Consider the following 13,582-nt stretch of genomic DNA (forward strand, 5'->3'; position numbering starts at 1 on the left):
CACTCGCGGCCAGTATTCTCGGGAGTCACTCTTCGCTGCCGACACCCACCCTTCCGGATCAGCCCTTCCCGGGCTACCTCCATACTCACAGTGTTCTCATTTGAACCGCGCTGCCAGGGGCTGGCCGGGTCGCAGAAGTAGACCTGCATGTCGGTGGCCAGGGTGAAGGACTTGTGGGCGGCCATTTCGGCCCCTTGGTCCCAGGTGAGGGAGCCTCTAAGGTGGGCCGGCAAGGTAGACATGGTGTTGATGAGCCCGTCCCGGACGGTTTCGGCGGTGTGGTCGCCGGGTAGGTGGACGAGCATCACGTAGCGGGTGGTGCGTTCGACCAGGGTTCCGATCGCGGACTGGTTGTAGGCGCCGGTGATGAGGTCCCCCTCCCAATGGCCGGGCACAGCGCGGTCCTCGATCTCGGGTGGACGCTCGGATATCATGACCATCGGGTCCACGAACCGGGAGGTGCGCTGTTCCCCGCTCTGGTGGTGTTTCCGGCGGGTCCGACCGGTGCGCAGCGCGGCCTGTATTTCGCGTTTGAGTCCGCCTCTCGCCTGAACGTAGAGGGCTTGATAAATCGTCTCGGGACTCACACGCATCTCCGGTTGGTCGGGGAACTTTTCGACCAGGGTGTGGCTGATCTGCTCCGGAGACCAGCGTATGAGCAGTTTGTCCTTCACATAGTCGCGCAGGTCCGACTCGCCAGCGAGCTTGGCCGTCTTGGGCCGTGCGCGCCGGGCAGCGGCTTTCCGATGCGCCCCGTGTGGCAGATAGCCCAGCAGGGCGTCGGCATTTCGGCCCAGCTCGCGGCTGATCGTTGAAGCCGAGCGGCCAAGCGCGTGGGCGATCGCCCTCATCGACGAACCCGCGGCTTTCAGGTCGCGAATCATCTCCCGCTCCTGCGCGCTGAGGAACCGCGGATCGAGGAGTTTCTCAAGTGCCGATACCGATATCGGAGGGGCGAGGACCGTTCCGGTCGTGTGGGCGGGCGGGGTCATAGTGGTCACACCACGTTTGTAGTCGACCACCCGCCCATCCGGGTAAATGCGTCGGCCATTGGACTTACGGATCCCATAATCCCACTCCTCAGCTGTCCTAAGATGCACTCCGGCGGCCTCAGCCGCCTCCCGCCGACTCACACCGGTCTTGCGCAACCGGAAGTACTCATCCCGGCCCCGGTGAGGCCGCGCCCCCGGCTTGCCCTGGCTCTTCAGCCCGGCTTTACGCACCCAGCCGGCACAAGTGGCCGGGTTTAGTCCCAGCTCGCTGGCCGCCGCTCGTGTGCTCTTGAGCCGATCGAAGACGACGAAGAACTCATCCCTCTGCTCCAGCGTGTATTTCCTCGGGCCGACATGTTCTTTCGTTAAAGACGACACGGTCGTTGCAACTCCCAAAAATTCTGGGTGTTGCAACGACCGCTAGAACTCAAGGGGGCGGCCCGGCCTTTCTTGTGCCGTGCGGAAGCTCAGTGGCGGTTCTTTGGCAGGCGCTTCGCGCCGGCAGCCGCGGCGACGCTTTCCGTTTCCGGCTCCGCAACGGTGCCCCGAACCTTGGCGATGGCCTTCATGCCGTGGTAAATGACCAGGGCCGCCGCGGAACCGAGTGCGATGCCGGTGAATTTCAGGTCGCCGATGGTCCAGGTGTAGTCGGCGATCCCGACAATGAGCGCCACGGCGGCCGTGGTCAGGTTGATCGGATTGGAGAAGTTCACCTTGTTCTGCACCCAGATCTTGACGCCCAGAACGCCGATCATGCCGTACAGCATCGTGGCCGCGCCGCCGAGCACACCGGCCGGGACAGTGGCGATCAGTTCCCCGAACTTGGGCGAGAAGCTCAGCACCACGGCAAAGACACCCGCCACCCAGTAGGCCGCCGTGGAATAGACCTTGGTGGCGGCCATGACGCCGATGTTTTCCGCGTAGGTGGTAGTGCCGGAGCCGCCGCCCAGGCCCGCAAGCACCGTGGCAGCGCCGTCGGCCATCAGCGCGCGGCCCGAGACGCCGTCGAGGTTTTGGCCGGTCATGGCGGACACAGACTTCACGTGGCCGATGTTCTCCGCCACGAGGACCAGGACCACCGGCACGAACAGCCCAACAACGCCAAGGTGGAATTCGGGGGTCTGAAAGAACGGCAGCCCCACCCAGGCGGCGGAGTCCATCTTGGAGAAGTCCACTTCGCCGCGGATTACCGCCACGAGGTAGCCGAGCACCACGCCCACCAGGATGCTCAGCCGGCCCAGGATGCCCCGGAAAAAGACGCTGACAACGATGATCGTGGCCAGGGTGATGAGGGCTGTGATCGGGGCGGCATCGAAGTTGTTCTTGGCCGCCGGTGCGAGGTTGAGCCCAATCAGCCCGACGATGGCGCCCGTGACGATGGGCGGCATCAGCCGGTTGATCCAGCCGGCACCGAATTTCTGCACCACCGCGCCGATGACCGCCAGCCCGACGCCGGCCAACACCACGCCACCCAGTGCGCCGGCAACGCCGTACTGCTGCTGAGAGGCCATGATCGGAGCAATAAAGGCGAAGCTTGACCCGAGGTAGCTCGGCACCTGGCCCCTCGTGATGACCAGGAACAGCAGGGTGCCGATGCCGGAGAAGAAGAGCGTGGTGGCCGGCGGCATGCCGGTAATGATCGGCACCAGGAAGGTGGCGCCGAACATGGCCACAACGTGCTGCATGCCGATGCCAATGGTCAGCGGCCAGGCAAGACGCTCATCCGGCTTCACAACTTCGCCGGGGCGGATCGATTTGCCGTTGCCGTGGAGCTTCCATTTGGTTCCGAGCATGCTCATTGCCGGGCCTTTCGAGAATGTGTGGCGGCGGGAAGAAATCTTCCGGAGCAACTTTACCGCGCCGGTGTTTCCGGCATGCTTCGCCGGGAGCGCTCCAGTGCGGACAGTGCCGGACGTGCCGAAGGTCACGGGAGGCTGCGGGAAGCAGAACCTGTAACTTGAAGTTGCAACTATTTGTACGCAATGAGTGCCCGCCGACCGGCGGGCGTGCCAGCGAAAGGGATTCCCGTGACAATCGCCCATGATGAAGCAATAATTGACGCCGCCGCAGTGGATGCCATCTTCACCGAAGCCCGCACCGCCAACAGCTTCACCGGCGACGTCACGGATGAACAGGCCCGGGCTATCTACGAGCTCACCAAGTTCGGCCCCACTGCCTTCAATTCCCAGCCGCTGCGCGTCACCTACATTCGATCCGCAGAAGCCCGCGCCGCCTTGGTGGAGACCCTTGCCAACGGCAACCGCGCCAAGACAGCCTCGGCGCCACTTGTTGCTGTGCTCAGCTACGACACATCCTGGCACGAGCGGTGGGACGCCTTCCTGCCCGGCTACAACGCCCCCAAGGCCATGTATGACGCCGCCCCGGATCTCGCCGCCGCCACCGGCAACAACAACGCACACCTGCAGGCCGGCTACTTCATCCTCGCCGTCCGCTCTCTCGGCTTTTCCGCCGGACCCATGACGGGGGCGGACTTCACCGCCATCGACAAGGCATTTTTTTCCGACGGCAGCCAGAAGAGCTTCCTGGTGGTCAACATCGGCCGGCCCGCTGCCGACGCCTGGGGCCCGGCAAAGCCGAAGTTTGCCTATGAGGACGTCGTCCGCACGCTCTGACGCGGAGGTGCCTCCGGCACGGTGTACCCGCGGAGGTGCCTCCGGCACCATGGGGGACAGGCCGGAGGCACTCGGGACGCAATTCTGCGGTTGAGCGCAAGGCCGCATCCGGGGCCGCTCCTTATTTTATCCCGCTTCGGCACTGTAAACATAGGGTTGTGGGGCCCGGTATCCGGTGCCGTGGCAGACTTGCCCCATGCGCAACCTGGTGGTGGTGGCTTTTCTCGATCCGGTCGTTCAAGGACTTGAGTTTGACCGGAAAGAGTGGCCGCTGCACATCACCCTGGCAAGATTCGACGTTGCCGGCAAAGACGCCGGCCCCGCAGGGTCCCCGGTCCGGGAGCCGGCGCAAGCTGACCCCCTCGCTGACCGGATTGCCGTTCTTACGGCCGGACCCGCCTCCGCCGCCCTCGGTAGCCGGCTCATCGCCGGCGCAGAGGCCGGGTTTGGCCGCTCCGGCCTGATCCCGGTCAGCCTGGTTGAACCGAGCGGACCGCTGCAGGAATTGCACGAGGCACTCGTGCGGATGGTCGCGGATCTGCCCGGCCGGATTGCCACACCCGGCTACACCTTGGCGGGCTTCCGGCCGCATGTGTCCCATCGCGGCGGCAACCGGCTCCGGGAAGGCGACGAATTCGTTCTGAACCGGATCGCCCTGGTGGACATGGCCCCGGACGGCAGCCATGCCACGCGCCGCATCCTCAAGCTCTGGACCGCGCCCGGCGGGTGATGGCAGCCCAAGCAGACCGCCCGGCAGACCCCCGGCACCCCACCGGGGGTCTGCCGGACGTTAGGAGATGATGCCGTCCACCAGCGCCTTCGCCTCGGCCTGGACCTGCTTAAGGTGCTCTGCGCCCTTGAAGGACTCGGCATAGATCTTGTAAACGTCCTCGGTCCCGGACGGGCGGGCCGCAAACCAGGCATTTTCAGTAACCACCTTGAGTCCGCCGATCGAAGCGCCGTTCCCCGGCGCTTCGGTTAGCTTGGCGGTGATGGTTTCACCTGCCAGTTCCGTGGCAGTGACATCCGACGCGGCGAGCTTGCCGAGCGCTGCCTTCTGCTCCCGAGTGGCCGCCGCGTCGATCCTTGCGTAGACCGGGTCGCCGAACTGGTCTGTGAGGTTCTTGTACAGCTGCGATGGCGACTTGCCGGTGACTGCCGTGATCTCCGAGGCCAGCAGGGCCAGCAGGATGCCGTCCTTGTCGGTGGTCCACACGCTGCCGTCCTTCTTGTTGAACGAGGCGCCGGCGGATTCTTCGCCGCCGAACGCCCCCTCGCCGGACAGAAGCCCGGGCACGAACCACTTGAACCCGACCGGCACCTCAACCAGCTTCCGGCCCAGGCTTTCCGCCACGCGGTCAATGATCGAGGAGGACACCAGGGTCTTGCCGATCACGGACTGCGGGTTCCACCCGGTCCGGTGTCGGTAAAGATAGTCAATCGCTACGGCAAGGTAGTGATTGGGGTTCATCAGCCCGCCCCGTCCGTCAACAAACGGGGTGACAATGCCATGACGGTCGGCGTCGGCGTCGTTGCCGGTAGCGATGTCGAAGGCTGCGGATCCGTCCGCACCAGCAGCCATCCTGTTGATCAGCGATGCCATCGCCGACGGGGAGGAGCAGTCCATCCGGATCTTCTCGTCCCAGTCAAGCGTCATAAAGGCCCACTGCGGGTCCACGGTGGGGTTGACCACCGTGAGGTTCAGGTGGTGCCGCTCGCCGATTTCACCCCAGTAGTCCACCGATGCGCCGCCCATCGGGTCGGCGCCGATCCGGACGCCCGCCTCACGGATTGCATTGAGGTCCAGGACGGAGGGGAGGTCGTCCACGTAGCTGCTCAGGAAGTCGAACTTTCCCGTGGTGTCCGCGCCCAGCGCCTCGGCGATGGGAATCCGCTTGATTCCGCGCAGTCCGTTTTCCAGGAGTTCGTTGGCCCGGTTGGCGATCCAGCCCGTGGCGTCGGAGTCGGCCGGGCCACCGTGCGGAGGGTTGTATTTGAAGCCGCCGTCACCGGGCGGGTTGTGGCTGGGGGTCACCACGATGCCGTCTGCCTGCGGGGCACCGGCCGGGGAGTTATTATTGTGCGTCAAAATCGCGTGGCTCAGCGAGGGAGTGGGCGTGTAGCCGTGACGGGCATCGATCAGCACGTTGACACCGTTGGCCGCGAGCACTTCCAGGGCGGAATTTTGGGCCGGCTCGCTCAGGGCGTGGGTGTCCTTGGCGAGGTACAGCGGCCCGGTGATGCCTTGTCCTGCCCTGTACTCCACGATCGCCTGGGTGATGGCGAGGATGTGGGGTTCGTTGAAGGAGGCCTTCAGGCTCGAGCCCCGGTGCCCGGACGTGCCGAAGGCCACCCGCTGCCCGGGGTCACCAAGATCCGGGGAAACGTCGTAGTACGCATCAAGGAGCGCAGTGAGATCAACAAGGTCCTGGGGTTGGGCAACAGTGCCCGCGCGGCTAGCCATTGCACCAGCATGCCAGACCGGTGGGGACGGCGACATGATTTCGGCCGATTCCGGTCCTCGTGACGCAACAAATCACCTGCTCATCGGATCGCGGCGGCGGTAGGCTGAATCGAAAGACTTACAGAGGGGGAAAGCTATGACTGACCAGCCGAAACCGGAGAAGGACGGGACGCCGGAGGGCTACCGTCCGCCGTCGTTCATTCCCGGGCAGGAGCCCGGTGCGCCGTATCGCCAGCCCGGTTCCGTCCGGCCGGAAGAGACGTACGGCGCGCCGCAGCAGACCGACGGCCAGCAGGCCGACGGCGCGCAGAGCCAGCCCCCCTACGGGGAGCAGCCGTACGGGGTACCGGCGCAGTACGGCCAGCCGGGCGGGCCGTTCAACGCGTACGGCCAGCCAGCCTATTACGGGGTGCCGCCGGAACCTAAGGGCCTGAGCATCGCGAGCCTGTGCTGCGGGATTGCCGCGTTCATCGGACTCGGCGTATTCCTGTTGCCCCAGCTCGCGGCGGTCATCCTCGGGCACCTGGCCCTTCGGCGCGAACCGTCGGGAAAGGGCATGGCCATCGCCGGACTGGTCCTGGGTTACGTGGGGATAGCGCTGACCATCCTGGTCATTGTCATCATCGCCGTGGCGTTTTCGCTCAGCACCAGCTCCGTCCCCACGCGCTACGGGGCGTAGGCCCTTCCGTCCGCCGACGTCCTAAGGGACCTCTGCCAGGAGCCGGCCGACCTCCGAGGAGACGGTCCGGCGGAACCCGTCGTGCGCGGCAACCTGCTCGGGGAAAATGGCGTCCAGGCCCAGTATCCTGTCCGCCAGCCCATTGGCGGAGCCCGCCGCGGCCTCCCGCAGGGTGACTGCCAGGGGATCATCGAGGGCGAGCGGCTTGCCGTTTACATCGTGCCCGCGATAGATGAAAACCATCCACGCCGCTACGAGCAGTGCCCCGTAATGGGGCATCTCGCCGGCCGCCAGACGGTCCGCTACCGTGCCGAGCACCCGGACCGGCAGTTTCTGGGACCCGTCCATCGCCACCTGAATGGTGGTGTGCCCCAAATTGGGGTTCGCGAAGCGGGTCAGAATCGTTTCGCCATACTCTTCAAGGTCCAGCCCCGGCGGTGGCGTGAGCGTCGGAATGACGTCCTCGCGCTGCAGGCCGCGGGCAGCACCGGCGAGGGACTCGTCGCACACGGCCTCAGCGATCGTGGCGTAGCCGCGCAGGGCTCCCAGGTAGGCGAGGAGCGAATGCGTGGCGTTCAACATCCGCAGCTTGGCCACTTCGTAAGGGCCCACGTCGTCGGTCAGGACTGCCCCGGCGCGCTCCCAGCGCGGGCGCGGGACCAGGAAACTGTTTTCCACGACCCACTGGCCGAATGGTTCGGCCACAACCAGACCCTCGTCGCGGACCCCGAGAATCCGTTCAGCTTCGCTTCGATTTGTCTCTGTTGTCGCCGGAACGATCCGGTCCACCATGGTGGAGGGGAAAGTCACCGACGTCCGAAGCCAGTCCGTCAGCGCCTCCGCCCGGGCTGCCTCCGCCAGGGCCAGTACCAGGCCCCGGGTCACGCGGCCGTTGGACATCAGGTTGTCACAACACACCACCGCGAACGGAGCCCCGGATGTGGCGAAGCGCCGCGCCAGTCCGCGGACCAGCAGACCGAGGGGGGTGCGGGCGGCCCCGGCGAAATCCCGGCCCCCGAGCTCGGCCTGGAGCGATGCGACGTCCGCCGCCACCCCCGGGTTTTCGAGATCCAAGCCGCCGCTCAGCGTCCGCGGGTAGCCCTTTTCGGTAATGGTCAGGGACGCCAGCTGGACGCTTTCGGCGGCCAGCGTCCGCAGCACATCCTCGGAATCGGCCCCCGGGTACGCGACGTTGCGCAGTGAGCCTATGACCCGTATCGAGGATGCGTCAGCGGCCTTGGTGAGCACCGAGTAAAGGCCATCCTGGGGCCGGAGCTGGTCCGCCACCCGCGCGGAACGACCCGTGACGCCAAGGATGCCCCACCGGGTGTCGCCTTCAGCTGCGGCCGCGTCCTCGGTGTAGACGGCTTGGTGCGCTCGGTGGAAGGCGCCGACGCCGAAGTGGACCAGGCCGGTGCTCAAGGAGCGGGGATCCGCGGCAGGACCGGAGACGCCGGGGCGTGCCGCCGCCGCAGCCAACGTGGCCAGCGACAGGCGGTCTGTGAGGGTGATAGCAGACATCATTGGCCTTTCAGCCGGGGAGGGCGGCACTGGGGGCAGCCCGGCGGTCAGTCGGATTCTTCCCGGACCTGGGACACAAGCTGGGTCGGATTGACGAACCTGAGGGCCACCACCAGCAGGACCATCATCATCAGCATGTAGACCACTGCCATCGCGTCGACTGACTGCTGGGCGCGGATCCCGGCGCCGGTCATGGCCGTGAACAGCGCCACGACCAGGGTGTCGGAGGTGGAATCGGACGTCAGGAAGGTCAACTCAAACATGCCCACGGTGCGGACCAGGACAAGGACCGCTGCTGCGAGGATGCCGGGAACCAGCAGGGGAGCCAGGATTTTCGTGAACAGCCGGACCATGTTGGCCCCGCACATCCTGGCAGCTGACTCGATCGACGGGTTGATCTGCTCGATGAACGGCGTCATGGTCAGGATGACGAACGGGATGGACGGGACCAGGTTCGCCAGGATTACGCCCGTCAGCCCCGGGGCCAGGTGGTAGTACGTCAGCAACGTGGCCAGCGGGATGCCGTAGGTGATGGGCGGCATCATGATCGGCAACAGGAAGATGAGCATCAGGATGCCTTTGCCGGGAAATCTCCGCCGGGCCAAAACATAAGAGGCCGGCGCCCCAATCAGGACGGAGATGCCGACGACGGCGACGGAGACCGTCAGCGTTGTACCGATCACCTGGCCCAGGTCATATTCCTTCCAGGCATCGGCGTACCACGTCGGGGTGTAGCCCGAGGGCAGCCAGGTGTCGAACCACTCCTTGGCGAAAGAGTTCACCACCACGGAGGAGACGACACCGAGGAGCAGGATCAGGAAAAGCCCCATGCCTCCCCAGATCAGGAAGGTTCCCGGTGAGGCGGCCAGGCGCCGCTTGGCCGGAGCGGCCGGAGCATTCCCCGCCGCGGGGGTTCGTTTCAGCGTGAGGCTCATCAGCCTTTACCTCCAGTGGATCCTTTGTACATCCGTGAGCGCCAGATCAGCACCAGGACGATGACAACGAGTTCGACGCCGCCCATGACGATGGCGGCCGCGGACGCGAGCGGATAGTCGAACTGCTGGCCCCAGGCGTTGTACGCGACATAGGCGATAACACGGGTGGAGCCCGACGGGTCACCCACCAGGATGGCGGACGGGAAAACGCTGAAAGCCAAAACGAACGTCAGGCAGAACGTGATGGCCAGGCCCGGGGCCAGCAGCGGCAAGGTAATGCGGCGGAACCGCTGTTTCCAGTCAGCGCCGAGCGTGCGCGCGGCAGCTTCCAGGGACGGGTCAATGCCAGAAAGGTAGGACAGGATGAGGAGGAACGCGAACGGAAATCCGGAGATGATCAGGGACCACAACACACCCCAGTAGTTCTGGACCAGCTGCAGGGGTTCGAGCCCGAGAAGCCCCAGGAATCGGTTCAGCCAGCCGCGCTGGCCGAAGAAATTCAGCAGTCCTTCGGCGGTCAGGACTGTACCCAGGGTGATGGGAATGACCAGCACCGTGGTCAGGGCCCGCTTGCCGCGGAATTTGCCGCGCATTTTGAAGGCGATCGGCACCGAGGCCAGCACATTGATTAACGCGGCCGGGACGGCAAGCTGGAGCGTCACCCAGATGGACTCGAGGCCCCGGACAGACGGGTCAGTGAAAAACTTCACATACGCGCCGAACAGCCCGCCCGTCTTTGGCTGGAAAGAAAGCCCCAGGCCGTAGATGAAGGGGTAGACGAAGAGCACCAGGGCGAAGAGCAGGGCCGGCAGCAGAAGCAGCAGCAGCTTGTCAATGCCACGCTCAGCCAACCGGTGGGAAAGCGCTGGGCGCCTGCCCGCAACGTCCGGAGCCGGGCTGGCCTTCTGCCCGGTCATGGTCACAGCACGGCCTCCTCAAGCTCCGGGACGAGGCGGGGTGCCGCCGTCAATTCAGCAGGGAAGACCAGCACGCGGTCGTGGGCTGCGGTAAGGGTCACTTGCTGGCCGGGCTCCACATGCTGTGCGGTCCGCACGTGGAGGGCCTGACCGTCGGAGGCGCGGGCCTCGACGGCGAACTCGCGGCCCTGGTACTCGACGACTTCGACCGTGGCGTCAATGCTCGCCAGGTGCTCAGGTGCGGTTCCGGCGGGGGCAATGTCAAAATCCTCCGGCCGCAGCCCCACCTTGACAGCGTCGCCGGCATGGAGCGGATCCTTGGTGGAGCCCGTCACTGTGGTTCCCAGGACGGACACTGTGACTGCCTGGCCGTGGACCCGCTCCACCACGCCGGTGAGCAGGTTGCGGTACCCCATGAAGTCCGCCACGTGCCAATTGATGGGATGTTCGTGAAGCTCCTGCGGGGTACCCACTTGCTGCACCTCGCCCAGGCGCAGCACAACCAGCCGGTCAGCGAGGGAGAGCGCCTCCTCCTGGTCGTGCGTCACGTACAGCGTGGTCAGCCCCAGCGACTGGTGCAGGCGGCGGATTTCCGTGCGCATTTCCAGCCGGAGTTTCGCATCAAGGTTCGACAGCGGTTCGTCCATCAGCACCAGCGGCGGGCGCAGCACAACGGCGCGGGCGATAGCGACCCGCTGCTGCTGGCCGCCGGACATCTGGCCGGGCAGCTTTGAGGCGTGCGGTCCCAGCTGCACGAGCTCAATCGCTTCGGCCACGCGTTTGCGAATTTCCGCCTTCGGGACGTTCCGCATCTCAAGGCCGAAAGCGATGTTCCTCTCCACCGTGAGGTGGGGGAAGAGGGCGTAGTTTTGGAACACCATCCCGAATCCCCGCTTTTCCGGCGGAAGCTGGTCGATCTGCTTCCCGTCCATCAGGATGCGGCCGCCCGTCAGGGGCAACAGGCCGGCCAAACAATTGAGGGCCGTTGACTTACCGCAGCCTGAGGGGCCGAGCAAGGCAATGAATTCACCGCTTCTGATCGACAGGTTGAGGTCTCGGAGCGCATTCTGGCCTCCGAACGAACGGGCAACATTCTCAAGTTCGAGAGTCTCGAAACTCGTCGCATGGATGCTCACTTTTTCTGTTCGACCTTTCCGGTCGCCACCTGGGTGTCCCAGGTGTCAAAGGCTTTGACGATCGCAGCGGCGTCGATCGGCGTTGCCTTCGGGTTGTCCTTGATCAGTGCGTCGTACTCGGGACGGCCAAACTTCTTGATGACGTCCTGGCTCTCCTGGGGCGCCAGATCGACGCTCACGTCCTTGACCGCCGGCCCCGGGTAGAAATAGCCCGTGTCGTAGGTCTTGGCCTGCTGCTCCGGTGTCAGGGCATACTGCAGCACCTGGAGGATGGCGGACATCTTGTCGGCGGAGACGCCCTTCGGCACAGCCGCGTACTGCGCGTCGGTCACCCATGTGAAGCCCTCGAGGGCCTGGGTCTTGAAGTTCTCCGGTACCTGACCCAGGGCGCGGGGGTTGATGTCCCAGCCGGTGGTTGTCACCGCCATGTCCCAGGTGCCGTTCTTAAGGTTGTTCATGGTGACACCGGTGCCCGTCGGGTAAGTGGAAACGGACTCGTTGAGCTGTTTCAAGTAATCCCACGTCTTGCTCCAGCCATTGACGGGATCCTTGGGGTCGGAGTCGCCGAGGATGTAGGGCAGGCCCATGAGGAAGGTCCTGCCCGGCCCGGAATTGGCCGGACGTGCGTAGCCGAATCGGCCGGGGTGTTCCTTGGCCCAGGTCAGGAGCTCTTCCGCGGTGGTGGGCGGGTTGGGGACCTTGTCCGGGTTGTATTCGAGGAGGGGGCCCGACGGATAATAGGTCAACGCGACGCCCTGGTCCTCGGCGAGCTTCTGCATCTCCGCGGCGGGCTCCTGATAGTTGGCCATGTTGCCCAGCCGGTCCTTGTAATCCTTGGCGATGGGGGCGAAAAGGTTTTCGCTGATACCGGCCGCCAGACCGTCCGTGCCGGTGAGCACGAGGTCGATTTTCAGATTGCCTGCCTGCTGCTGCGCTTTCACCTTGCCGGCCATGTCGGGAGCGCCGGCGGTTTCCCAGGTGACTGCGGAGATGACGTCCGGATGGTCCTTGGCGAACTGTTCGAAGATGGCGCCGGTCAGTTGCTTGTTGCCGGCGACGTCGAGGATGTTCAAAGTGACGGCCTTGGAAGGCTTCTCCGGGACGCTGCCGGCTGACAGCGTCGAGGCGGCGGCGTTGTCGCTGCCCGGGGCGCCGCAACCTGTGGCCAGCAGCCCGGCCACGCCGAGGGTTGCTGCCCACTGGACTCTTCTAGATGCTCGCATGGGACTTCCTTTCATTGCGTCCGGCAACATTGCCGGACGGACGCTCGCGGATAGCGGAGGGAACTACAGATGTGGACTGCCGGACGACGATTTCGATCGGAAGGTTCTCGGCAGGGCGGGGGACGGAGTGCGGGTCCAGGCTGTCGACAAGGCGGTCGACGGCGGCGCTGCCCACCTTGCGCAGCGGCGCCCGGACAGTGGTCAGGGCGGGGGAGACGAGGGTTGCAGCGTTGATATCATCAATGCCCACCACGCTTATCTCGTCCGGTACATTGATGCCGCGGGCGTGCAACCGGGCAATGATCCCCAGGGCCATGAGGTCGTTGTAGGCCAGGACGGCCGTGAGACCCGCGGCGACGGCGAGATCGGCGGCAGACTGTCCGCCGCCGAACACCGGCGCGAACGAGCCGAGGGAGAGCACCTCAAGCCCGGGCAGGCCCGGAACGGCTTGTTCAATGCCCAGGCGGCGTTGCTGGTCCGACCATGACCCGGTGGGGCCGCCGGCATAGCCGACTTTCCGGTGCCCCAAGGCGTGGAGATGCTCCAGGGCCTGGCGGACGATCTCCTGGTCATTCACAGTGATGTCCGGGAGGCCCTCCATCCGCCGGTTGATCAGCAGAACCGGAATCCCTCCCAGCAGCGACGCCAGGTCGGCGTCGGGCATCCGGGAAGAACAAAGGATGAGCCCGTCGACCTGCGGCTTGAGCTTGCCCACCAGTTCCCGCTCCACCCGGCTGTCCTCATCGGAATCGGCCACGAAGACGGAATAGCCGGCCGCAAGCGCTCTGGCCTGGACCCCTTTGGTGACTGAGGCGAAATAGGGGTTCTCCAGGTCCGGCACCACCAGGCCCAGGGTCCCCTTGCGGCCGGTCGCGAGTCCCCGGGCGGCATTGTTGGGGGAGTAGCCCAGTTCCCGTGCCTTGTCCACGACCTGCTGGCGGGTGCGGGGGGCCACCAGATCCGAGGCTGACAGCGCCCGGGACACCGTCGACGGCGAGACGCCAAGCGCCTTTGCCACGTCCCGGACCGTAATGGATCCCTTCATGCGTACTTCACCTAACATCGTCGTCCAGCCGCGGTAT

General features: G+C 65.4%; 12 protein-coding genes. 3 read left to right on the forward strand and 9 right to left on the reverse strand.

What is annotated here, in order from left to right:
• A partial coding sequence (locus RCH15_RS07120; RefSeq protein ID WP_442784510.1) for an IS30 family transposase occupies nt 1-1,133 on the reverse strand: 1,133 nt, incomplete at its 3' end.
• Nucleotides 1,134-1,459: 326 nt separating this feature from the next.
• Entirely contained in the window at nt 1,460-2,791 is a 1,332-nt protein-coding gene (locus RCH15_RS07125) for a uracil-xanthine permease family protein (protein ID WP_326959460.1), read from the reverse strand.
• A gap of 228 nt (nt 2,792-3,019) precedes the next feature.
• Here RCH15_RS07125 and RCH15_RS07130 point away from each other — a divergent pair, with 228 nt between their 5' ends.
• Complete coding sequence (locus tag RCH15_RS07130) at nt 3,020-3,625, forward strand: malonic semialdehyde reductase (RefSeq protein ID WP_326959462.1); 606 nt, start codon at nt 3,020-3,022, stop codon at nt 3,623-3,625.
• 196 nt (nt 3,626-3,821) lie between these two features.
• Nucleotides 3,822-4,355 (forward strand): hypothetical protein, encoded by a 534-nt coding sequence (locus tag RCH15_RS07135; RefSeq protein WP_326959464.1) that lies wholly within the window; start codon nt 3,822-3,824, stop codon nt 4,353-4,355.
• A 60-nt stretch (nt 4,356-4,415) separates the two neighbouring features.
• Here the strand turns inward: RCH15_RS07135 and pgm are convergent, their stop codons facing one another.
• On the reverse strand, nt 4,416-6,089 hold the full coding sequence (gene pgm / locus RCH15_RS07140) for a phosphoglucomutase (alpha-D-glucose-1,6-bisphosphate-dependent) (protein WP_326959465.1): 1,674 nt from the start codon (nt 6,087-6,089) through the stop codon (nt 4,416-4,418).
• Between the two features lie 136 nt (nt 6,090-6,225).
• On the opposite strand from pgm, the gene RCH15_RS07145 reads away from it, so the two are divergent.
• Nucleotides 6,226-6,768 carry a DUF4190 domain-containing protein gene (locus RCH15_RS07145; protein WP_326959467.1) on the forward strand — a complete coding sequence of 181 codons (543 nt, stop codon included), beginning with the start codon at nt 6,226-6,228 and terminating at the stop codon, nt 6,766-6,768.
• A gap of 21 nt (nt 6,769-6,789) precedes the next feature.
• Here RCH15_RS07145 and RCH15_RS07150 read toward each other — a convergent pair whose 3' ends face one another.
• The 6 genes from RCH15_RS07150 to RCH15_RS07175 are packed head-to-tail and all read right to left on the reverse strand — an operon-like array spanning nt 6,790 to nt 13,545.
• The gene (locus RCH15_RS07150; RefSeq protein WP_326959469.1) at nt 6,790-8,292 is read right to left on the reverse strand and encodes a mannitol dehydrogenase family protein; all 1,503 of its coding nucleotides are present in this window, start codon (nt 8,290-8,292) and stop codon (nt 6,790-6,792) included.
• A 44-nt stretch (nt 8,293-8,336) separates the two neighbouring features.
• On the reverse strand, nt 8,337-9,224 hold the full coding sequence (locus RCH15_RS07155; RefSeq protein WP_326959471.1) for an ABC transporter permease: 888 nt from the start codon (nt 9,222-9,224) through the stop codon (nt 8,337-8,339).
• Entirely contained in the window at nt 9,224-10,141 is a 918-nt protein-coding gene (locus RCH15_RS07160) for an ABC transporter permease (RefSeq protein WP_326959684.1), read from the reverse strand. The genes RCH15_RS07155 and RCH15_RS07160 overlap by 1 nt, the downstream gene beginning before the upstream one ends.
• A gap of 2 nt (nt 10,142-10,143) precedes the next feature.
• Nucleotides 10,144-11,277 (reverse strand): ABC transporter ATP-binding protein, encoded by a 1,134-nt coding sequence (locus RCH15_RS07165; RefSeq protein ID WP_326959473.1) that lies wholly within the window; start codon nt 11,275-11,277, stop codon nt 10,144-10,146.
• Nucleotides 11,274-12,500, reverse strand: coding sequence for an extracellular solute-binding protein (locus tag RCH15_RS07170; protein WP_326959475.1), 1,227 nt, complete (start codon nt 12,498-12,500; stop codon nt 11,274-11,276). The genes RCH15_RS07165 and RCH15_RS07170 overlap by 4 nt, the downstream gene beginning before the upstream one ends.
• Nucleotides 12,487-13,545: a LacI family DNA-binding transcriptional regulator gene (locus tag RCH15_RS07175; protein ID WP_326959477.1), complete on the reverse strand. Its 1,059-nt coding sequence runs from the start codon at nt 13,543-13,545 to the stop codon at nt 12,487-12,489. The genes RCH15_RS07170 and RCH15_RS07175 overlap by 14 nt, the downstream gene beginning before the upstream one ends.
• Nucleotides 13,546-13,582: the final 37 nt, after the last annotated feature.

Origin of the sequence: Arthrobacter sp. MP_M4 (genome assembly GCF_035984855.1) — a bacterium.
Classification (GTDB): Bacteria; Actinomycetota; Actinomycetes; order Actinomycetales; family Micrococcaceae; genus Arthrobacter.

Excerpts from the sequence above, each read along its gene's own strand:
- RCH15_RS07145 (WP_326959467.1), top strand. The coding sequence starts at position 6,226 with ATGACTGACCAGCCGAAACCGGAGAAGGACGGGACGCCGGAGGGCTAC.
- RCH15_RS07155 (WP_326959471.1), bottom strand. The coding sequence starts at position 9,224 with ATGAGCCTCACGCTGAAACGAACCCCCGCGGCGGGGAATGCTCCGGCC.
- RCH15_RS07150 (WP_326959469.1), bottom strand. The coding sequence starts at position 8,292 with ATGATGTCTGCTATCACCCTCACAGACCGCCTGTCGCTGGCCACGTTG.
- RCH15_RS07135 (WP_326959464.1), top strand. The coding sequence starts at position 3,822 with ATGCGCAACCTGGTGGTGGTGGCTTTTCTCGATCCGGTCGTTCAAGGA.
- RCH15_RS07170 (WP_326959475.1), bottom strand. The coding sequence starts at position 12,500 with ATGCGAGCATCTAGAAGAGTCCAGTGGGCAGCAACCCTCGGCGTGGCC.
- RCH15_RS07125 (WP_326959460.1), bottom strand. The coding sequence starts at position 2,791 with ATGAGCATGCTCGGAACCAAATGGAAGCTCCACGGCAACGGCAAATCG.
- pgm (WP_326959465.1), bottom strand. The coding sequence starts at position 6,089 with ATGGCTAGCCGCGCGGGCACTGTTGCCCAACCCCAGGACCTTGTTGAT.
- RCH15_RS07175 (WP_326959477.1), bottom strand. The coding sequence starts at position 13,545 with ATGAAGGGATCCATTACGGTCCGGGACGTGGCAAAGGCGCTTGGCGTC.
- RCH15_RS07160 (WP_326959684.1), bottom strand. The coding sequence starts at position 10,141 with ATGACCGGGCAGAAGGCCAGCCCGGCTCCGGACGTTGCGGGCAGGCGC.